This window comes from Herbiconiux sp. SALV-R1 (genome assembly GCF_013113715.1).
Taxonomy (GTDB): domain Bacteria; phylum Actinomycetota; class Actinomycetes; order Actinomycetales; family Microbacteriaceae; genus Herbiconiux.
Map to the genome: position 1 here is coordinate 3,970,586 of NZ_CP053344.1, position 19,311 is coordinate 3,989,896.

Sequence of the window (19,311 nt, forward strand, 5' to 3'; positions counted from 1 at the left end):
GGCCGCCTACCGCCAGAATCCGCCGGGATCGAGCGGCGGGCGGCCGGCGTCGTGGGAGGCGCGACCCTCGGCGGGCTGGGCCGGGCGGCCCTGGGCTCCCCGGCCGGCACCGGCGCCGCGCACGGAGGTCTGCGGCACCACCCGGAACACGATGTCGGTTCGGCCGATGCGGATGACGGAGTCGGGCTCGAGGGTGGCGCGCTGGAAAGGTCGGCCGTTCAGCTCGGAGCCGTTCGTGGACCCGAGGTCGCGGGCCTGGGCGTTCTGGCCGTCCCACACGATCTCGACGTGCTTGCGGGAAGTGCCGGTGTCGTCGACGGTGATGTCGGCGTCGCTGCCGCGCCCCACGACCGTGCGCGAGCGCGTGATGGGGTGCCGCACCCCTGCGACATCGAGCACGGGCACCCAGCTCACCTCGCCCTGCAGGTTCGCCGAGTCGATCTGGATGACACCTGTCGTGAGCTTCTCGTCGTGCACCAGCTCGATCATCACGGGGCCGGCGAACTGGAAGCCCTGCTGCGCCGCGTGCTGCACCACGATCTGGTCGAGGTCGTCGAGCAGGGCCTGGCCGATGCCCGTCATGCGCTGGTGATCTGACGTGGACAACCGCACCTGGAAGCTGTTCGGCACCAGGATGCGGTCGCGCGAGACCACCGCCGCCTTGGTGTCGAGCTCGCGCTTCAGCGCGGAGGAGATCTCGACCGGCTGGAGCCCCGAGCGGAAGGTCTTCGCGAAGGCGCCGTTCACGGCGCGCTCGAGACCCCTCTCGAAGTTGTCCAGTATTCCCACGTCTCTCCCGATCTTCTTTCCGCGTCTCCGTCGGCCCACCAGTCCAGTGGGATTCTCGGTGTCGGTGGCTGCCGCGCGCAGGAGGCGCACTGTCAAAGGCGTGAATGCTACGTCGATGTTACTTGTCTTGGGTGTTAATGCACTCTCAGCCCCTCTCACGGCCCCGGTTCGCTCGCGCCGCCCGGGCGTGCTAACCTCTCCTAGTTCGCGCGAGTGGCGGAATTGGCAGACGCGCTGGCTTCAGGTGCCAGTGCCCGCAAGGGCGTGGGGGTTCAAGTCCCCCCTCGCGCACGGACATCGGGTGCCGGTCTTGTGACCGGCATTCGTGGTTTAAGGGGTTTGGCGGGTCTTCGGGGGCTCGAACTTAGGGGGCCGGCTCGGGCTTTGTGGGCTGGGGTCGGGCATGGTGGCCGGGCTTTGTGGCCTGGCCGGCTCAGCCGTGGAGCGCGTCGTAGTGGGCGAGGGCGTCGGCGTCGGTGGCGAGGGTGGCCGCGCGGCGCGCGCCGTCGAGAGCGGCGACGGGGTCGGCTTCGAGGCGCGCGAGACCGAGTTCGCGTTCGGCCGAGGCCAACCGGGTGCGCGCATCCGCCCCCACCCGGCCGCGGTTCGCGGCGATCGAACGGCGTGCCGTGTCGAGGTGGCTCTCGGCGATCTGCAGGGCGCCGGCGAGGGCCTCGCGGGCGGCGTCGAGCCGGCGCTGGGCGCTCCGCGCGGTCGCCACCGCTGTCTCGAGGGGGGCGCTCGCCGCGGCGAGCAGGTCGAGGTCGGCGTTCGGATGCGGTGGTCGCCTGCGCTCGACCTCTCCGACGGTGTCGGTGAGCTGAGCGAGCGCGGTGCTGATCGCGGTCGCCGCCGACTGGTCGTCGACCTCGTCGCGGAGCCTGGCGGCTTCGCCGAGGAGGTCGCGCGCGGCGACGAGGGCCGCCTCGCGTGCGGTGCCGGCGCGTTCGAGCGCGGCGGGTAGCCCGCGCACGTCGGCGAGGAGGTCGCGGCCGTCGGCGAGCTCCTGCCCCGCGGTGCGCACGCGGCCCGCCACCGCGGCGAGCGGGTCGCCCTCGAGCAGGCGGGTCGCCTCGTCGAGACGGGTCGTGGCGCTGCCGAAGAGCTGCTCGGCGCGGTCGGGGGCGTCGCCCAGGCCACCGAGCGCGTCGCGGTCAAAGGAGACGGAGATGCGGTCGAGGGTGCGGCGCGCATCCGGAACGTCCTCCCGCGCCTCGGCGAGACGGGCACGGAGCAGGCGGAGCGACTCGGCGGCCGAGCTCTCGGCGCGACGGCGGTCGTCGAAACCGCGGGTCTGCTCGTCGACCAGGGCGACGGCGGTGTCGCCGAGGGCGAGGATGCGCTTGTTCCAGTCGCGTTGCTCCTGCTCGGTGTCGGGCACGGAGTCGTCGAGGCGCTGCTGGAGGGCGAAGGCCTCCGAGGCACGGCGCTTCGCGGTGGCGACGGCGTCGGCGAAGGCGGTGGTCGCGGCGTCGCCGAACTCGGCGCGGGCGAACTCGAGCTCCTGCTCGGCGGCGCGCACCGCGTCGTCCATGCGCACGAGTGCGATGCCGGCGCGGCGGGAGAGGTCGGCGAGGCTCTCGCGGGCGGGCGCGCGGCCGATCGCGGGAGCGGGGGAGCGGCGGGCGCGGCGGCGCAACAGCACGACCGCCGAGACCACCGCCACTCCCACGGTGCCGAACACGATCACGCTCGGGAGGAGTGAGAGGGCGTCCATGTGCTCATCGTAGGGAGGCCTGGTGGGTGAGTACTGATTGCTCATACCGGGGTCGCGCCTCTCTCGTCGACGCTTGACGGACATCCCTCACGAAAGCGAGAACCTCATGCCGTCGTCCCCCGTGCCGTCTTCCACCGCGCCGCGGAGAAGACTCCCGATGATGCTCGCCGCCGGTGCGGCGGCACTGGTCGCGCTCCTGGCGGGGGTCGCGGCACCCGCGACGGCCGGGCCGTTCGACCCCGTGTCGCTGTCGATCTCGGGTGGGTCACCCGATTTCGGGCCACAGAAGACCGGCACGACGGTCACGCGCACCATCACGCTCACCAATGACGGATCCGATTCGGAGCGCATCGACCCGGCGCCGCTCGCGGCGCTGACGGCACCCTTCGCCCTCGTCTCGACGACGCTCAAGGCCGGCGAACTGATCGACCCCGGCCAGTCGCGGTCGGTGCAGGTGAGCTACACGGCGCCCGCTGCCGGGATGATGTCGAACCAGGCGATCACGCTCACGCTGGTGAATGCGACCGGCACGGCGACGGCTCCGTTCCTCCTGAAGTTCAGCGGCGAGTCGCTGGCCACCGACCGGGCGACGTTCACGCTCACCAATCCCACCGGTGGGGCGACCGTCGCGTTCGGGCAGGTGAAGCTCGGCACGCCGGCGACCCTGCGCATGAAGATCGAGGTGGCGGGCATCGATCCGCTCCGCTTCACCAAGGGCGACATCACGGTGCGCGACGACAAGGGGGCGGTGTTCGCCCCGATCACCATCTCCGCGTCGACCTTCGACGCGGGTCTCACCCTCGACCCGAAGACGGCGAACAAGACGGCGACCTTCGACCTGCGCTTCGCGCCGACCAAGACCGGAACGGTCATCGGTGACGTCACGGTGGTCGGCCGCGTGATGAACGGTGACCCCGAGGCCAAGAACGTCACCATCACGGTGCCGTTCAGTGCCGAGGTGGTTCCGGCGGTCGTTCCGACGCCCACGCCGACCCCCACGCCCACCCCGACGACGACCGGCACGCCCGGTCCCAGCACCACGGCCACGCCGACCCCGACGTCGGGCACGACCACGCCCGGCGGCGGCTCGGGCACCGCTGGCGGAGCCATCGGCGCGGGTGCGGGCGCCGGTGCGGGCTCGGGTTCGGGTTCGGGTTCGCGGGGTAGCGGCACGTTGGCCAGCACCGGAGTCGACGCTCTCCCGGGTGCCGGGTTCGTCGTCCTGGCCCTGCTGGGCGGTGCGATCGCCGTGGCGTTCACCCGTCGGGCAACGCGTCAGCGCGGCTGATCGGGCGCGGCTGATGGGGCCGGCTCGTCAGCGCGCGACTGGGGTGCCTGAGCGTGGCTGCGTCAGCGACGGCGCGTGAGCACGGCTGACCGTGCGGGTGGCCCACCGCCCGGTGCGGGTGCCTCGGAGGAGCACCACGGCCGGGCCAGCCGGGTTGGCCGGGCGGGCAGGCTCAGCCGCCCGCGGTGACGAAGGGAATCAGGGCGGCGGCGATGGCGGCACGCACCTCGGCGTCGGTCGTGGTGGTGTCGCCGTCGCCGGGTTGGAGGCCGTAGTCGCCGAACTGCGCGTGGCTGGCACCCGGGAGTTCGACGAACTCGGCGCTCGCGGGCAGCTGCGCGCGGCTCGCCTCGATGTCGGCGGGGGTGCTCAATCCGTCGTTCGAGCCCCAGAGCGAGAGCACGGGCACCGCGAGCGACGACGCGTCGCCGGCGCAGTACGATCCGAACAGCACCAGGCCCGCCACCTCGCCGCCACCGGCATACTGGCAGGCCTTCACCCCGCCGAGGGAATGCCCGCCCACGAACCAGGTCTCGACACCCGGCGCCACCGAGGTGAACGCGTCGAACGGCCGCGGATCGAAGATCGCGAAGTTCAGGAGCGGCCGCGGGATGACGACGGTCACCCCCCCCTCGACCAGCGGCGCGAGCTTGTACGCATAGGCGAGTGGATCGACCTTCGCCCCCGGCAGGAACACCAGCCCGACCGTGCTCCCACCCGCACTCGGCGTCAGCACCACTTCGTCGTAGCTCCACCGCACATCGACCGCAGCATCGGCCGCGACCTCTTGCACCGGTTCGAGCTCGGCGACGAACGTCGTCTTCGCCGAGACCACGAATCCCACGACGAGTAGCACCACCACTGCCACCACCGCGACGAGGAGGCGACCGAGTCGTCTCACCATCGGATGTCGCGGGCGGGGCTCAGACATGAGGCCTCGGTGGGTCGCACCTGGTCGCTGTGCTCGTGGTCGCGACACACTCCATGAACGGAGTATGGCCCTCTCAGAGCAGCTTGTCGCGCAATTGCTCGACGGAGTGCACCACGGCGATCGCGCCGACGGCCTCGGCCGGCGAGCCGTATCCCCACTCGACCATGATGACGGGCACCCCGTGGTGTCCGGCGCCCTCGACATCGTGCTCACGATCGCCCACCATGACGAGGTTCGAGAGGTCGACCTCCTGCTCGCGCAGGCGTCGCAGTGCCTCCTCGACCACATCCTTCTTGGCGCTGCGGGTCTCGTCTTCGGAGGAGCCGCAGATGACGTCGAAGCAGTCGTCGATGCCCAGGTGCTCGAGCACACGGGTCGCCTGCACCTCCGACTTCGAGGTCGCGAGCGCGAGCGGAACACCGGCTTCGTGGATGGCCTTCACCAGCCCGAGCATCCCGGGGTAGACGGTGGCGTCGCCCTGAGGACCGTCGGTCGCCGCGAGACCGCGGTACACCTGCAGCGCCTCGGCGGCCTCCTGCGGGTTCATGTCGGCGACGTCGCGGAATCCATCGAGAATGGGCGGGCCGACGAAGGCGACGAGCTCGGCCGGCAGCGGCACCGGGCGGCCGAGGGCTTCGAGCGTGCGCGACAGCCGGCCGATGATGCCGGGAGCGGAATCGGTGATGGTGCCGTCGAGGTCGAACAGGATGCACGACCAGGGTTTGGTGGGATGCTGTCGAGTCACCCGAGCCATCCTAGGTGCGGGGCGCTCACCGCCCGTAACCGGCGAGGGGCCGAAGCGGAATAGACTCGCCGATCATGCTCGCCGCTGCAGGGCGCAGGATCGGAACGATCCTCACCGTCGCCCTCCTCCTCGCCGCCGCCGTCGTCGTCGCCACCGGGTTCCTGCCCTGGAACGACTTCGTCGCGCTCCTCGAACGAGTGGCGCCGGTGCTGGCCTTCGTCATCGGCATCACGATCGTCGCCGAACTCGCGAGCGAGGCCGGCGTGTTCACGGCGCTCGCCGAGCGGCTCGCCGGGTGGGGCCGTGGGCGGGTGTGGCTGCTCTGGGCGCTCGTCATCGCGCTCGCCGTGGTGAGCACGGCGTTCCTCTCGCTCGACACCACGGCGGTGCTGGTGACACCGGTGGTGGTGGTGCTGGCGCAGCACGTCGGCATCCCACCGCTGCCGTTCGCCCTCGCGACCGTGTGGCTCGCCAACACTGCGTCGCTCTTCCTCCCGGTCTCGAACCTCACCAACCTGCTCGCCGCCGACCGCCTCGGCGAGAGCCCGGCGTCGTTCCTCGCGGTGTCGTGGGCGCCCGGGCTCGTGGGTGTGGCGGCGACGGTGGCCATCCTCTCGCTCGTGCACCGCCGCAGCCTCCGCGGATCGTTCTCGCTCCCCGAGCGCACCCCCGTCGACGACCGCGTGCTGCTCGTGTTCAGCGCCGTCGTCGTGGCGGTGCTGCTGCCCATGCTGGTGTCGGGCATCGAGGTCGCCCTCGTGGCGGGGGCCGGCGCGGTGCTGCTGCTCGGCATGTTCCTCGTGCGGCGACGATCGGCGATCAGGCCGTCGCTCATCCCGTGGCAGGCGCTCGGCATCGCGCTCGGGCTGTTCGTGCTGGTCGAGGCCGCCCAGCTGCGCGGACTCGAATCGGTGCTCGCCCAGGTGACCGGCTCGGGCGACGACCCGCTCAGCCTCCTGCACCTCGCGGCGGTGGGCGCCCTCAGCGCGAACGCCCTCAACAACCTGCCCGCCTACCTCGTGCTCGAACCGCACGCCGACTCCTCGGCGCGCATCATGGCGCTCCTCATCGGCACCAATCTCGGCCCCCTCGTCACCCCGTGGGCTTCGCTCGCGACGCTGCTCTGGCACCAGCGCCTCACCGCACTCGGCGTCACCCTCTCCTGGCCGCGGTTCATGGGCCTCGGCGTGATCGCGGTGGTGGTCGTGGTGCCCCTCGCCACGCTGACGCTCGCGCTCGTGGCGTAGCGGCGGGGCGGATGCGCGGGGGCGCACCCTAGGCCGACAACGGATGCGCGGCGGCGGCTGCGGCGGGAGCGGATGCGCGGACCGTCATCCTGGTCGACCCGTGGACGCAGGTGGCGGCGGATGCGCGCCGGCAAATGCGCGGCGGCGGATGCGGCGGCGGCACTGGATGCGCGGACCGTCATCGCGGTCGACCCGTGGACCCAGGCGGCGGCGGATGCGCGGGGCGCTCCGGAGGTCGATCGGCGGATGCGCGGGGCGCACCGTAGGCCTACCAGCGGATGCGCTGGGGCGAGACCGCTCAGCCCACGACGTAGTCGCGCTTGATGACCTGCGCGATGCTCCCCGGGTCGAACTGCACGGCGACGAAGTCGGCGGTCTCCACCAGTGCCAGCGCCTCGCGCGCGGGCAGGATCATCGCCTGCGCCTGGGCCCGTGTTTCCTCCGGCACCGCGAGCCTCAGCTCGGCGATCGAGGTGAACAGCGGGAGCACCGGCTCGCCGTCTGTCGACAGCAGGGTGCGCAGCTGCGGGTCGGCAGCATCCGTCGTCCCGGTGATGTCGACCACAAGCCCGCCCGTGCGCATCGCCCCGAGCAGGGCGTCGAGCGTGGTGCGGTTGGGCAGCGCCTTGAAGGTCTCGAGCGCCTTGCGGAGCTGCCGGTTCGAGTACGACTTCGGAAAGGCGGGAGCGCGACGTGCCACCCGCCCACCCTATCCGGGCCGCGAGACGCGAGCGGCGCGCGCGGCTCGGGAGCGGTTCGCGACCCGATCGCTAGCCTACGACCCGCACCACCCCCTCTCTCGGGCACAGCACGTCGACGGTCTCGAGCTGAGCGTCGACGGCGAGCGAACGACAGCGCCCGATTCCGTCGAGCCGTCCGCTGCGGGCGGGCAGGCCCGGCCGAGTCAGGTCGTAACCGGTGAGGGTTCCGGTGCGTGAGAGGGTGAAGAGCGTGTGGTGCAGGTAGTCGATGTCGGCGTCGACGGTCTCGCCCTGCCCTCCGGTCAGGTCGAACGCCACCGAATCGCGAACCTGCACCGAGACGAGGTCGTACCCGCTCAGCACGAACAGGCGGAAGGCGTCGAGATCGAGCAGGATCTCGTCGGCCGCGACCGGCCCGGTGATCGAGCGTGTCTCCCCGAGCGTGGTGAGGTCGAAGGCACGGAGTGCCCTGCCGGCCCACTCGGCGGTCCACAGCTCGTTCCTCGTCGCGTCGACCGCCACGGCACCCGCCGCCGTTCCCGGCACCTCCGTCGTGACGGCGAGCGAGGCGAGGTCGGCGACGACGAACGCCCCGCATCCGGCGCCCACGACGAAGGCGGTCTCCGACGGCGCGAGCGCGACGTCGCGGGGCTTGCAGCCGGTCGGCAGGTGCACGCTGCCCCGATACCGCGAGGCATCGGCTCCGCGATCGTCGGCGGCGAGATCGAACACCGCGAGCGACGCGGTCTCGGTGTAGAGCACCACCAGGAGACGCAGGGCGCTGTCGAGGCGCAGGATGCGCGGCCCGTCGCCTCTGGCCAGGACGGCTGACGGAGGCGCGACGCCGGAGGGGTCGAACACCTGCACCTGATCGATGCGCTCGTTCACGGCGTACAGCCGCCCGGTGCGGGAGTCGACGACGGCTGTACCTGCATCTGGTTCGAGGCCGGTGACCTCGCGCACCACGGCGCTGGGAAGCGCCGAAGCGGGGGCGGCCGGCACCGCTTCGAGTAGGGCCAGAAGAGCCGCCACGATCAGCCACGCGAAGACCGCACGACGCAAGAGGTGAGACATGCTCGTATTCTACGGCGGGCCTCCGACAGTCGAGGACGGTGCGCGCCGATCGCGCGCGGGTCAGAACAGGCGGGAGTCGGCGTCGTCGAGGCCGCGCATGGCGTCGTAGTCGAGCACGAGGGTGCGGATGCCGCGGTCGTGGGCGAGGGTGCGGGCCTGCGGCTTGATCTCCTGCGCGGCGAAGACGCCCTGCACGGGGGAGAGGTGCGGGTCGCGGTTCATGAGCTCGAGGTAGCGGGTGAGTTGCTCCACGCCGTCGATGTCGCCGCGGCGCTTGATCTCGACGGCGACAGCGGCGCCCTCCGAGTCGCGGGCGAGGATGTCGACCGGGCCGATAGCCGTCATGTACTCCCGGCGCACCAGGGTGTGGCCGTCGCCGAGCAGCTCGATCTGCTCGGCGAGGAGCTTCTGCAGGTGCGCCTCGACGCCGTCTTTGACGAGTCCGGGGTCGATGCCGAGCTCGTGCGAGGAGTCGTGCTCGACCTCGTACAGCGACACGACCAGCACGTCGTCGGTCTTCTTTTGGGTGACCTTCCAGAGCTCGGTGATTCCCGCATCCGCCTGGTCGTCGTCGGGCTCGAGCACGGTGACGGTGCAGGGCGGGCTCATCCAGTTGAGCGGCTTGTACGAGCCGCCGTCGGAGTGCACCAGCAGGCTGCCGTCGCTCTTCAGCATGAGCAGGCGCTTGGCCAGCGGCAGGTGCGCGCTGAGGCGACCCGCGTAGTCGACGGAACAGGTGGCAATGACGAGACGCACCCGACGAGCGTAACGCCGTTCGCGCCCGCCCCCCGAGCGCCGAACGACGGAGGGTGGGCGCTCAGGAGGGCTGAGGCTCCGTCGTTCGGGCGAGACGGGCGGTTTCTCCGTCGTTCGGGCGAGCGGATGCGCGGGGCGGCCGGGTGCGGAGGTGAGCGGATGCGCGGGGCGGCCGGGCACGCAGGGCCGCCCCGCGGGCGCCCCGCCTCAGGCGGAGGCGCGCGCCGTGGCGCCGCGGGCGTGGCGCTCGCGGGCGGCGGGGGAGGCGAGGCCGGCGAGCACGACGAGGGCGAGCACGAGGAGGAGGCCGTTGAGGATGCCGAACTCGTGACCGAGCAGCCCGATGACGGGCGGGCCCACAAGGAACGCCACGTACCCGATGATCGCCACGGCACTCACCCGCGCCGCCGACACGCGTGGGTCGTCGTTGTCGGCGGCCGCCGACATGCCGACCGGGAAGCCGAGCGAGCAGCCGAGGGCCCAGAGCACGGTGCCGGCGTAGCCGATCCACGTGGCCATCGGGGCGAGGGTGGGCGCGAAGATGAACACGGCGAGTCCGATCGCCCCGAGCAGCGCGCTCACCCGCAGCACGGGAACCCGCCCGAAGCGGTCGAGCACGGGCCCGCCGAGCACGCGCCCCGCCGTCATTGACACGGTGAACAGGCCGAAGACGACGGCGCCGGTGGTGTTCGACTGGTCGTAGCCGTCGACGACGGCGATCGTCAGCCAGTCGTTCGCCGACCCCTCGGCGAAGGCCATGCCGAGCATGATCACGCCGATCGCGAGCAGCCGCACGTCTTTCCACACGACCAGGCCGGCGAGCAGGCGCTCACGGAAGCCCGCCCGCGGAGCCGCTGCGACGGCCGACCCGTCGGCATCCGGTTCCGTCGCCTCGGCCCCGCGCGGCACGAAGCGGATGGCGACGAACGCCGCCACCACGATGATCGCCGCGATCACCGCGAGGTGCACCGCGACGGGCACCGCGAACAGCGACGCGAGCGCGCCGAGACCCGCGCCGGCCACCGTGCCGAAGCTGTAGAACGCGTGCATGAGGGGCATGAGGGTCTTGCCGATGGCCCGCTCGGCGGCGGCACCCTCGACGTTCATCATCACGTCGACCGCGCCGTTGCCGAAGCCGAACAGGGCGAGCCCGACGGCCACCACCGGGGCGGTGAAGAAGACGGATGCGCCCAGCCCGATGAGCACGCAACCCAGCGCCACGAGGCAGAGCGACGCCACCATGCCCGCGCGGGCACCGAGCCGCAGCATGATGGGCGGTGCGGCGACCAGGCCGATCACCGATCCCGCCGACATGGCGAAGATGAGGATGCCGACCTGGGCGGTGTCGAGCCCGAGGTTGTCGCGCACGGTCGGCAGGCGGGCGACCCAGCTGGCGAGCGAGATGCCCGAGAGCGCGAAGACCACGAAGATCGCGTTGCGCCAGGCGGTGAGCTGGGGGCGCGTGAGGGTCGCGGTCATGGTGCTCCTGAGGGGGTGGTGCTCTGCGTCGGAAAGGCTGATCGTGCAGGTCGAAACGATTCGATCGAAACGATTCGACTAGGCTAGCAAGCATGTCGAGCAGTGAGCAACCACGGGTCACGCTGTCCCTGGTCGCCGACCGCGCGGGAGTCTCGGTGTCGACGGCCTCGCTCGCCTTCAGCGGTGCCGGGCCGGTCTCCGACGCCACCCGCGACCGGGTGCTGGCCGCCGCCCGCGAGCTCGGCTACTCGGGGCCCGACCCGCGGGCGAGGTCGTTGCGGCAGGGGCGCTCGGGTGTGGTCGGCATCGTCTTCGACGAGAGCCTGCTCAACGCCTTCCGCGACCCGGTGAACGTCTCCACCCTCGACGGCATCGCCACGGGTCTCGGCACCGACAGCAACGGGCTGCTGCTCATGACCGAGTCGGGGGCGGTGGAGGGCGGCATCCGCGAGGCGGCCGTCGACGCCGCGGTGATCATGGGGTGCAGTCCGGTGTTCGGCTCGGTGATCCCGGCCCTGCAGGCCCGGGGGGTGCCCGTGGTCACGATCGAGGGCGGCGCGCAGAGCTTCGCGGCCGGCGTCACCGACATCGGACTCGACAACGCGGATGCGGCGGAGACCCTCGCACGCCACCTCGCCGAGCTGGGCCACCGGCGGGTCGCGATCATCACCCTCGGCACCGACGAGCACCGCGAGACCGGTCCGCTCACGCCGGAGCGCCGCCGCGGCATGACGACGGCGGTCGCCGCCGACCGGCTCGAGGGGGTCTTGCGCGTCTTTCCCGACGCGCCGGCCTGGTCGGCCGGGCACAACCTCGTCGAGGAAGGGGCGCTCGCCGCTCGCGCCCTGCTCGAGGGGCCGGAGGGCGAGCGGCCCACCGCGGTGCTCGCCCAGAGCGACCTGCTGGCCGTCGGCGTGCTGCAGGCCGCCCGCGACCTCGGACTCGAGGTGCCCCGCGACCTCAGCGTGACGGGTTTCGACGGCGTGCGCATCGACGGCCTCGGCGACCGCGACCTCACCACGATGCGTCAACCCGTCGCCGAGAAGGGGCGCGCCGCGGGCGCCGCCGTGGTCGAGCTGCTCGCCGGCCGGCCGGCCGCCTCAGGCGTCTTCGTCTGCACCTTCCACGAGGGCGCCACGACGGCGCCGCCGCCGGGCGGTGCTGCGACACTCGCACCGAGCGACGCGACTGCGCCGACGGCTGCCGCGGCGCCGCCGCCCGCGACGGACACCGTGCGGGGGGCGACGTCGTGATCGTCACCGTGCTCGGCACCGCCACCCCCTACCCGCGGCCCGGCAACCCGTGTTCGGGATACCTCCTGCAGGCCGGTGGCACCGGTGACGCCGGCGCGGCCCGCGGGGCCGGCGGAGCCGGCGAGGCCGGCGCGACCCGCCCCACGAACGTCTGGGTCGACGCCGGCACCGGCACGCTCGCCGAGCTGCAGCGCCACATCGCGCTCGACGAGCTCGACGCGATCGTCGTCTCGCACCGGCACGCCGACCACTCGGCCGACCTGCTGGTCGCCTACTACGCGCTCCGTTTCTCCGAGCTGCGCCCCGCGCATCCGATTCCCCTCATCGCACCCGACGGCCTCGTCGACCGGCTCGTCGCCTTCCTCGGCCCGAACGCCGTGCACGAGCTGCCGCGCGTGTTCACCCCGGTCACCATGAGCGGCTGGGGCGAGCACCACCTCGGCGACCTCACGCTCGAGTGGGGGCCGGTGCAGCACGGCGTTCCCGCCTTCGGGATCGCCGCCGTGCACGCCGGCCGCCGCCTCACCTACTCGGGCGACAGCGCACCGTGCACCTCCCTCGAAGAGCTCGGCGAGGGCGCCCACCTCATGGTCGTCGAGGCGGGTTACGACGTCGCTCCGTCGGGCCCGCCCGTGCACCACACCCCCGACGACGCGGGCCGCACCGCCGCTGCTGCCGGCGCCGAGCGGCTCCTGCTGACGCACCTCGTCGAGACGGTGGGCGACGACGAGGCGGTGAGCCGCGCATCCGCTGTGTTCACCGGCGAGGTGCTGCTCGCGCGGGTGGGTGACCGCATCGAGGTCTGACCCGAGCGGGCGAGCCTGGCGTCGGCCGCTTCAGCGCCGAGTCGGCTGAGCCCGGCGGAGACTCACGCCGGCGCCCCGGTCACGATCCACCGCGACCCCCGCGCCCGCAGCCCGAGTGTGACGGCGCGGGCGCCGATGTACCCGAGCCCGAAGGCGAGCCACAGCCACACCAGGCCGGCCGTGCCCTCCGGATGCGCGACCACGAGCACGGCGACCATCGGTGCGAAGACGGCGAGGTTCAGCACGCCCGTCCAGGCGAGGTACCGGGCGTCGCCGGCCCCGATGAGCACCCCGTCGAGCACGAAGACGAAGCCGGCCAGCGGGATGCCGACGGCCATCGTGAGGAGCGCGGCGGTGACCGCCGACTGCACCTCGGGTAGCGGGGAGAACACCGGTCCGGCGAACGGGGCGAGGGCCGCGGTCACCGCACCGAGTGCGACCCCGCTGAGCACACCCCAGCGCACCAGCCGCCTGGTGACGAGGTGCACCCGGTCGACGTCGGCGGCGCCGAGGCCGTGCCCGATCATCGCCTGCCCGGCGATGGCGAGGGAGTCGAGAATGAACGCGAGGGTCGTGAAGATCGTCATCGCGATCTGGAAGGCGGCGAGCTGGGTGACGCCGAGGCCGGCGGCCACCGTGACGGCGGCGAGGATCGCGACCCGCAGGCTCGCCGTGCGCAGGAGCAACCAGCCGCCCGAGAGTGCGGCACCTCCCACGCCGTCTCGCCCGGGGCGCAGCGGCACCCCGTCGCGTCGCGCCGCGCGCACGGCGATCATCACGTAGACGGCGGCCATGCCCCACTGGGCCAGTACGGTGCCGGCCGCCGAGCCGGCGATGCCCCAGCCGACACCGTAGATGAGGAGGGCGTTGAGCCCGGCGTTGGCCGCGAATCCCGCCACCGCGACGACGAGCGGCGTGCGCGTGTCTTGCAGGCCGCGGAGGAGGCCGGTGGCAGCGATGACGACGAGCATGCCCGGCAGGCCGAGGAGCGACACGGTGAGATAGGTGACCGCGGCCTCACTCACCGCGGCGGTCGAACCGAACAGGTCGACGACCGGGCGGGCCAGCGGCCACCCCGCGGCGGCCAGCACGACGCCGACGCCGAGGGCGAGCCACATGCCGTCGATGCCGGCCTTCACGGCGCCGGGGCGGTCTCCGGCTCCGAGCCGCCGCGCCACGGCGGGGGTGGTGGCGTAGGCGAGGAAGATGGTGAGGCCCACCACCGTCTGCAGCACCGCGCTGGCCACCCCGAGACCGGCGAGCGGCACCTCGCCGAGGTGGCCCACCAAAGCCGTGTCGGTGAGGAGGAAGAGGGGCTCGGCCACGAGCGCGCCGAGTGCCGGAACCGCGAGCCGGAGGATGTCGCGGTCGATGGTCAGCACCTGTTCAGCCTAGATCGCTGGTGGCGCGATCATCCGGGCTGGTAACGTGCCGAAGGTCGGGCCGACGGGCTGCTCCGCACGCCGGCCACCGACCCCGATGACGAGAGGCCGACGATGGCTGAATTCACCTATGGTCCGGTCGAGCTCATCCTCGTGGGCTTCGAGGGGGAGCGTCCTGGGCCCGAGATCGTCTCCGCGTTCGAGGAGGTCGTCGACGCCGGTGCCGTGCGACTGCTCGACCTGCTCTTCGTGACGAAGTCGCCCGAGGGCGACCTCACCGTGCTCGAGCTCGACGAGGCCGGCGAGCAGATCGGCGTCGGCGACCTCGTGCTGGAGGCCACCGGTCTCGCCTCCCTCGACGACGTGGAGGAGCTCGCCGCCGAGATCCCCGCCGGCTCCTCGGCGGCCCTGCTCGTCATCGAGCTGCTCTGGGCCAAGAACCTGGCCTCGAGGCTCGCCGGCAACGGGGGCACGGTGGTGTCGAGCGAGCGCATTCCCGCGCCGGTCGTCAACGAGGTCATGGCGGCGATCGCCGAGTAGCGGCGCGCGCATCCCCTCCCCCTTCCACTCGACTCTCTCGACAGGAGACATGACATGCCCATGTTCCGCAGAATGGGGCGCCCCGGCCTCCTCGGCCTCGCCGCCCGCACCGCCGTCGTGGCGGGAACCGCCACCGCCGTGAGCGGCGGCATGCAGCGCCGCGCCCAGGCCAAGGCGCAAGACCAGCAGCAGCAGGCGGCCTGGGAGGCCCAACAGCAGCAGGAGCAGATCGACGCCGCGGCCGCCGCAGCGGTGGCGGCCCAGCAGCCGGCGGCTCCGGCCGCGGCCCCCGCTCCCGCCGGGGGTGGCGTCGACCTGGTCGCCGAGCTGCAGAAGCTCGCCGCGCTGAAAGACGCCGGCATCCTCTCCGACGAGGAGTTCGGGGCCGCGAAGGCGAAACTGCTCTCCTGACGCGAGGGGCTCGACCGGACCCGATCGGGTCGGCCGGCTTCTCCACAGGCTGCCCCTTCGTCGACGTTCTCCACCGCCGGGAATCTCCCGGGCATCCGGATGCGCGTCATGCGTAGAGTTGTCGCGTGACTGCATCCGGAATCGACATCGACGCCCTCGACCCCACGGTCCGCGCTCAAGACGACCTCTTCCGCCACGTCAACGGGACGTGGATCGACCGCACCGAGATCCCCGACGACAAGGCCCGCTACGGCTCCTTCTACGTGCTCGCCGAGGAGGCCGAGAAGGCCGTGCGCGAGATCATCGAAGAGGCGCAGGCCGCGCCAGAGGGCACCGAGGCCCGCAAGATCGGCGACCTCTTCTCCAGCTTCATGGACGAGGAGCGCATCGACGCCCTCGGCGCCACGCCGATCGCACCCCAGCTGGCGCTGGTCGACGCCGTGCACGACGTGCCGAGCCTCGTCACCACCCTCGGCCGGCTCGAGCGCCAGGGCGTCTCGGGGCTGTTCCGGCTCTTCGTCGACAACGATCCCGGCGCCCCCGAGCGCTACCTCGTCTTCGTCGAGCAGGGCGGCATCTCGCTGCCCGACGAGAGCTACTTCCGCGACGAGAAGTTCGCCTCGGTGCGCGAGGCGTACCTCGGCCACATCCAGCGCATGTTCGAGCTGGCCGGCCTCGACGACGCCCCGCGCCGCGCCCAGCGCGTGTTCGACCTCGAGACCGCCATCGCGGCCACCCACTGGGACAACGTGCGCACCCGCGACGCCCAGGCCACCTACAACCTGCTCAGCTGGGCCGAGCTCGTCGACCTGGCCGGCACCGCCGGTGTGGTCGACGGCGCCGGCCTGCTCGAGCTCTGGCGCGACGCGCTGGGTGCGCCCCAGGGCGTCTTCGACGAGCTCGTGGTGCGCGAGCCGGGCTTCGTCGAGGGGGTCACCGCCGCCCTCACCGCCCAGCCGCTCGAGAGCTGGAAAGACTGGCTGCTCTGGAAGATCGTGCACGGCTGGGCCCCCTACCTCTCCGGCGACTTCGTCGAGGAGAACTTCGACTTCTACGCCCGCACCCTCACCGGCACCCCGAGCATGCGGGCGCGCTGGAAGCGAGGGGTCTCGTTCGTCGAGGGCGCGATGGGCGAGGCGGTCGGAAAGATCTACGTCGAGAAGCACTTCCCGCCCACCGCGAAGGCGGCGATGGACGTGCTCGTGGCCAACCTCATCGAGGCCTACCGCGAGTCGATCTCGACGCTGGAGTGGATGAGCCCGGCCACCCGCGAGCGGGCGCTCGACAAGCTCGACAAGTTCACCCCCAAGATCGGTTTCCCGGTGCGCTGGCGCGACTACTCCGGGCTCGCGGTCGACCCCACCGACCTCATCGCGAACGTGCGGGCCACGAGCGAGTTCGAGTTCCAGCGTGAGCTCGGCAAGATCGGCAAGCCGCTCGACCGCGACGAGTGGTTCATGACCCCGCAGACCATCAACGCCTACTACAACCCGGGCTTCAACGAGATCGTCTTCCCCGCCGCCATCCTCCAGTTCCCGTTCTTCGACGAGAGCCGTGATGCCGCTGCCAACTACGGGGCGATCGGCGCGGTGATCGGTCACGAGATCGGTCACGGCTTCGACGACCAGGGCTCGCGCTTCGACGGCGACGGCCGGCTCACCGACTGGTGGACGGAGGCCGACCGCGAGGCGTTCGAGAAGCGCACCTCCTCGCTCATCGCGCAGTACGACGCCCTCGCGCCCGCGCAGGTGCCCGACCACCACGTGAACGGCGCCCTCACCATCGGTGAGAACATCGGCGACCTGGGCGGCCTCGGCATCGCCTGGAAGGCCTACCTGCTCAGCCTCCGCGACGAGAACGGGCAGCAGGTCGAGCCGCCCGAGATCGACGGGCTCTCCGGTGCGCGGCGCTTCTTCCTCTCCTGGGCGCAGGCCTGGCAGCAGAAGTCGCGCGACGAGGAGGTCATCCGTCTGCTCTCGATCGACCCGCACTCGCCGAACGAGTTCCGGTGCAACCAGATCGTGCGCAACATCGACGAGTTCTATGAGGCCTTCGACGTCGATTCACACGATCGTCTCTGGTTGGACCCAGCTGAACGTGTGACCATCTGGTAGAAAGTCCGCGCGCGAGCGCGGTGCAGGGGAGGGCGCCAGAGCATGCCGGATTCGATCCGCCGACGGGCACGGGCCGAGCGGGAGGAGCAGGCTCCGCACGGCCGCCGGTCGGATGCGGTCGACGATGGCATCGTCTTCCGCAAGGGCTTCGCCTCCCTCACCGAGCTCGCGCTCTCGGGGGTGCAGGTCACCGCCTGCGCCATCGACCTGGCCGACGGCACCGTGCTGTTCTCCGTCGATGACCACCTGTCCGTGCCCACCGCCTCCATCGGCAAGGTGCTGCTCCTCATCGAGGTCGCCGCCCGCATCTCGGCGCGCGACGGGTCACGGGGCGGGAGCGACTTCACCGCAGACTCGGATGCGACGGGGCGCCCGGGCGTGCCCCGATCGGCGCGGCCGGCTCCGGGGCCCGAGGCGCTCAGCATCCTCAACCGCACACCGCACGACTCGGTCGCCGATTCGGGGCTGTGGCGCCACCTGCAGGTGCCGGCGCTCCCCATCGCCGACCTCGCGGCGCTCATCGGCGCCACCAGCGACAACCTCGCCACGAACGTGCTCCTGCGCCGCATCGGGCTCGAGGCGGTGCGCACCCGCGCCGAGTCGCTCGGCCTCAAACGCACCCTCCTCCTCGACATCGTGCGCGACGAGCGCGGCCCCGACGACGCCCCCCAGCTCTCGGTCGGCTCCGCGCGCGAGCTCGCCAGCCTGTTCCGCCGCCTCGAGCGCGGCGAGATCGTCGACGAGGCCACCTCCCGCCTCGTCGTGGGCTGGCTCGGCCTCAACAGCGACCTCTCCATGGTGGGGGGTGCCTTCGGCCTCGACCCACTCGCCCACCTCGATGCCGACCACGACATCACCCTGTTCAACAAGACCGGCACCGACTCCGGCGTGCGCAGCGAGGCCGGAGTCGTCACCGGCCCCCGCGCCGGCGTCTCCTATGCCGTCACCATGCGTTTCAACGACAGCAGCATCTCGGCCCGCCTCGCCGTGCTCGACGCCATGCGCACCCTCGGCACCGACGTGATGGAGTACATCTTCTAGCCTTCGACAGGCTGGGTTGAGGCCTGCGACGGGCGGCCGAGGGTCGCCGGATGCGCGCGAAGCAGTCGGAGCGCCTCGCCCACGGCGGGAACGTGGTCGGCACCCGGCCTCGTGACGGCGACGATCATCCGGTGGTCTCCGCCCGCCGTGAGGCGTGCCGTGACCCCGGGGGGAAGCGGCGAGGCCGCCAGGGCGAGTGCAGGGAGGAGAGCCACACCGAGACCGGCGGCCACCATGCTCATCACCGCGACGGCGTTGTCGGTCTCGACGGTGATCGTGGGGGAGAAGCCGCTTCGCGCGCAGCTCCCGGTGAGGTGGGCACGGCAGCGCGGACACCCCGCGATCCACGACTCCTGTCGTAGCCGCGCGAGGTCGAGCGGCGCGTCGGGGTCGACTTCAAGGGCGGGGTGACCGTCGGGAACCAGCACCATGACCTCGTCGCGCGCGAGCTCGTGCACCACGAGCGACTCGACCGAGTCGAGGAACGGGTCGTCGCGGTCGGCGGGGTAGTGGAAGGCGACGGCGAGATCGGTGTGCCCGTCGCGCACCGATGCGATGGCCTCGGGGGGCTCGGCCTCCAGGTAGCTGAAGTGCACCCCGGCGTGCTCGGCGGCCATGGTGCTGATGAGCTGCGGCACGATGGTGGAGGAGGCGGAGGGGAACGCGGTGAGGCGCACCCTGCCCGAGCGCAGCCCCGAGAGATCGGAGAGTTCGCTCGCCGCCCGATCGAGGGCCGAGAGCACGACGGTGGCGTGGCGCGCGACGACCGCACCGGCCTCGGTGAGCCGGATACCCCGGCCCGCGCGGGTGACCAGTGGCATGCCGAGGCGTGACTCCACCCGTTTGAGATGCTGGCTCACGGCGGGCTGGCTGAACCCCAGCACGGAGGCGGCTCGCGTGATCGAACCGAACTCGGCGACGGCCGCGACGACGCGGAGGGTCTGCGAGTCGAGGTCGTAGGCGCCGGTCTGCGGAATCAGGGTCACGCGCGCCAGCGTACAGCATCCATAATTTTGCGTTATCGAAGACATCCGACA

18 protein-coding genes and 1 tRNA gene are annotated in these 19,311 nt (G+C 72.0%); 9 read left to right on the forward strand and 10 right to left on the reverse strand.

Annotated elements, in window-relative coordinates; genetic code table 11:
* Positions 1 to 6: 6 nt before the first annotated feature.
* A complete protein-coding gene (locus HL652_RS18975) occupies positions 7 to 789 on the reverse strand; it encodes an FhaA domain-containing protein (protein ID WP_171706749.1) in 783 nt (260 codons plus the stop codon).
* 207 nt (positions 790 to 996) lie between these two features.
* Between HL652_RS18975 and HL652_RS18980 the strand changes: the two genes are divergently transcribed.
* Positions 997 to 1,080 (forward strand) — tRNA-Leu (locus HL652_RS18980).
* A gap of 142 nt (positions 1,081 to 1,222) precedes the next feature.
* On the opposite strand, the gene HL652_RS18985 is transcribed toward HL652_RS18980, so the two are convergent.
* The gene (locus HL652_RS18985; protein WP_171706750.1) at positions 1,223 to 2,506 is read right to left on the reverse strand and encodes a hypothetical protein; all 1,284 of its coding nucleotides are present in this window, start codon (positions 2,504 to 2,506) and stop codon (positions 1,223 to 1,225) included.
* A 157-nt stretch (positions 2,507 to 2,663) separates the two neighbouring features.
* On the opposite strand from HL652_RS18985, the gene HL652_RS21555 reads away from it, so the two are divergent.
* Positions 2,664 to 3,794 (forward strand): hypothetical protein, encoded by a 1,131-nt coding sequence (locus HL652_RS21555; protein ID WP_216603945.1) that lies wholly within the window; start codon positions 2,664 to 2,666, stop codon positions 3,792 to 3,794.
* A gap of 172 nt (positions 3,795 to 3,966) precedes the next feature.
* On the opposite strand, the gene HL652_RS18995 is transcribed toward HL652_RS21555, so the two are convergent.
* Entirely contained in the window at positions 3,967 to 4,698 is a 732-nt protein-coding gene (locus HL652_RS18995; RefSeq protein ID WP_253743462.1) for an alpha/beta hydrolase, read from the reverse strand.
* Between the two features lie 100 nt (positions 4,699 to 4,798).
* Positions 4,799 to 5,470 carry an HAD hydrolase-like protein gene (locus HL652_RS19000; RefSeq protein ID WP_253743464.1) on the reverse strand — a complete coding sequence of 224 codons (672 nt, stop codon included), beginning with the start codon at positions 5,468 to 5,470 and terminating at the stop codon, positions 4,799 to 4,801.
* A 74-nt stretch (positions 5,471 to 5,544) separates the two neighbouring features.
* On the opposite strand from HL652_RS19000, the gene HL652_RS19005 reads away from it, so the two are divergent.
* Positions 5,545 to 6,717, forward strand: a complete 1,173-nt coding sequence (locus HL652_RS19005; RefSeq protein ID WP_171706753.1) for an SLC13 family permease — start codon at positions 5,545 to 5,547, stop codon at positions 6,715 to 6,717.
* A 298-nt stretch (positions 6,718 to 7,015) separates the two neighbouring features.
* Here the strand turns inward: HL652_RS19005 and HL652_RS19010 are convergent, their stop codons facing one another.
* The 4 genes from HL652_RS19010 to HL652_RS19025 all read right to left on the reverse strand — a co-directional run bounded on the left by HL652_RS19010 (position 7,016) and on the right by HL652_RS19025 (position 10,727).
* Positions 7,016 to 7,417 carry an SseB family protein gene (locus HL652_RS19010; RefSeq protein ID WP_171706754.1) on the reverse strand — a complete coding sequence of 134 codons (402 nt, stop codon included), beginning with the start codon at positions 7,415 to 7,417 and terminating at the stop codon, positions 7,016 to 7,018.
* A 70-nt stretch (positions 7,418 to 7,487) separates the two neighbouring features.
* Entirely contained in the window at positions 7,488 to 8,492 is a 1,005-nt protein-coding gene (locus HL652_RS19015) for a YncE family protein (RefSeq protein WP_171706755.1), read from the reverse strand.
* Positions 8,493 to 8,552: 60 nt separating this feature from the next.
* On the reverse strand, positions 8,553 to 9,248 hold the full coding sequence (nucS, locus tag HL652_RS19020; RefSeq protein WP_171706756.1) for an endonuclease NucS: 696 nt from the start codon (positions 9,246 to 9,248) through the stop codon (positions 8,553 to 8,555).
* 207 nt (positions 9,249 to 9,455) lie between these two features.
* Positions 9,456 to 10,727, reverse strand: coding sequence for an MFS transporter (locus HL652_RS19025; RefSeq protein WP_171706757.1), 1,272 nt, complete (start codon positions 10,725 to 10,727; stop codon positions 9,456 to 9,458).
* A 92-nt stretch (positions 10,728 to 10,819) separates the two neighbouring features.
* Between HL652_RS19025 and HL652_RS19030 the strand changes: the two genes are divergently transcribed.
* Together HL652_RS19030 and HL652_RS19035 are read left to right on the forward strand one after the other, a co-directional pair.
* On the forward strand, positions 10,820 to 11,980 hold the full coding sequence (locus tag HL652_RS19030; protein ID WP_171706758.1) for a LacI family DNA-binding transcriptional regulator: 1,161 nt from the start codon (positions 10,820 to 10,822) through the stop codon (positions 11,978 to 11,980).
* Entirely contained in the window at positions 11,977 to 12,786 is an 810-nt protein-coding gene (locus HL652_RS19035; protein WP_171706759.1) for an MBL fold metallo-hydrolase, read from the forward strand. The genes HL652_RS19030 and HL652_RS19035 overlap by 4 nt, the downstream gene beginning before the upstream one ends.
* A 62-nt stretch (positions 12,787 to 12,848) precedes the next feature.
* Here the strand turns inward: HL652_RS19035 and HL652_RS19040 are convergent, their stop codons facing one another.
* Positions 12,849 to 14,168 (reverse strand): MATE family efflux transporter, encoded by a 1,320-nt coding sequence (locus HL652_RS19040; protein ID WP_171706760.1) that lies wholly within the window; start codon positions 14,166 to 14,168, stop codon positions 12,849 to 12,851.
* A 114-nt stretch (positions 14,169 to 14,282) separates the two neighbouring features.
* Here HL652_RS19040 and HL652_RS19045 point away from each other — a divergent pair, with 114 nt between their 5' ends.
* The 4 genes from HL652_RS19045 (at position 14,283) to HL652_RS19060 (ending at position 18,274) form a co-directional block, all read left to right on the forward strand.
* Positions 14,283 to 14,708, forward strand: coding sequence for a DUF6325 family protein (locus tag HL652_RS19045; RefSeq protein WP_171706761.1), 426 nt, complete (start codon positions 14,283 to 14,285; stop codon positions 14,706 to 14,708).
* Positions 14,709 to 14,762: 54 nt separating this feature from the next.
* Complete coding sequence (locus HL652_RS19050) at positions 14,763 to 15,119, forward strand: SHOCT domain-containing protein (RefSeq protein WP_171706762.1); 357 nt, start codon at positions 14,763 to 14,765, stop codon at positions 15,117 to 15,119.
* Between the two features lie 125 nt (positions 15,120 to 15,244).
* Positions 15,245 to 17,233, forward strand: a complete 1,989-nt coding sequence (locus HL652_RS19055) for a M13 family metallopeptidase (protein WP_171706763.1) — start codon at positions 15,245 to 15,247, stop codon at positions 17,231 to 17,233.
* Positions 17,234 to 17,275: 42 nt separating this feature from the next.
* A complete protein-coding gene (locus tag HL652_RS19060) occupies positions 17,276 to 18,274 on the forward strand; it encodes a serine hydrolase (protein WP_171706764.1) in 999 nt (332 codons plus the stop codon).
* Here the strand turns inward: HL652_RS19060 and HL652_RS19065 are convergent.
* Positions 18,271 to 19,260 (reverse strand): LysR family transcriptional regulator, encoded by a 990-nt coding sequence (locus HL652_RS19065; RefSeq protein ID WP_253743466.1) that lies wholly within the window; start codon positions 19,258 to 19,260, stop codon positions 18,271 to 18,273. The two genes, HL652_RS19060 and HL652_RS19065, sit on opposite strands and share 4 nt — an antisense overlap.
* Positions 19,261 to 19,311 lie beyond the last annotated feature (51 nt).

Excerpts from the sequence above, each read along its gene's own strand:
- HL652_RS19015 (WP_171706755.1), bottom strand. The coding sequence starts at position 8,492 with ATGTCTCACCTCTTGCGTCGTGCGGTCTTCGCGTGGCTGATCGTGGCG.
- HL652_RS19005 (WP_171706753.1), top strand. The coding sequence starts at position 5,545 with ATGCTCGCCGCTGCAGGGCGCAGGATCGGAACGATCCTCACCGTCGCC.
- HL652_RS18985 (WP_171706750.1), bottom strand. The coding sequence starts at position 2,506 with ATGGACGCCCTCTCACTCCTCCCGAGCGTGATCGTGTTCGGCACCGTG.
- HL652_RS21555 (WP_216603945.1), top strand. The coding sequence starts at position 2,664 with ATGATGCTCGCCGCCGGTGCGGCGGCACTGGTCGCGCTCCTGGCGGGG.
- HL652_RS18995 (WP_253743462.1), bottom strand. The coding sequence starts at position 4,698 with ATGGTGAGACGACTCGGTCGCCTCCTCGTCGCGGTGGTGGCAGTGGTG.
- HL652_RS19025 (WP_171706757.1), bottom strand. The coding sequence starts at position 10,727 with ATGACCGCGACCCTCACGCGCCCCCAGCTCACCGCCTGGCGCAACGCG.
- HL652_RS19045 (WP_171706761.1), top strand. The coding sequence starts at position 14,283 with ATGGCTGAATTCACCTATGGTCCGGTCGAGCTCATCCTCGTGGGCTTC.
- HL652_RS19030 (WP_171706758.1), top strand. The coding sequence starts at position 10,820 with ATGTCGAGCAGTGAGCAACCACGGGTCACGCTGTCCCTGGTCGCCGAC.
- HL652_RS19060 (WP_171706764.1), top strand. The coding sequence starts at position 17,276 with ATGCCGGATTCGATCCGCCGACGGGCACGGGCCGAGCGGGAGGAGCAG.
- HL652_RS19050 (WP_171706762.1), top strand. The coding sequence starts at position 14,763 with ATGCCCATGTTCCGCAGAATGGGGCGCCCCGGCCTCCTCGGCCTCGCC.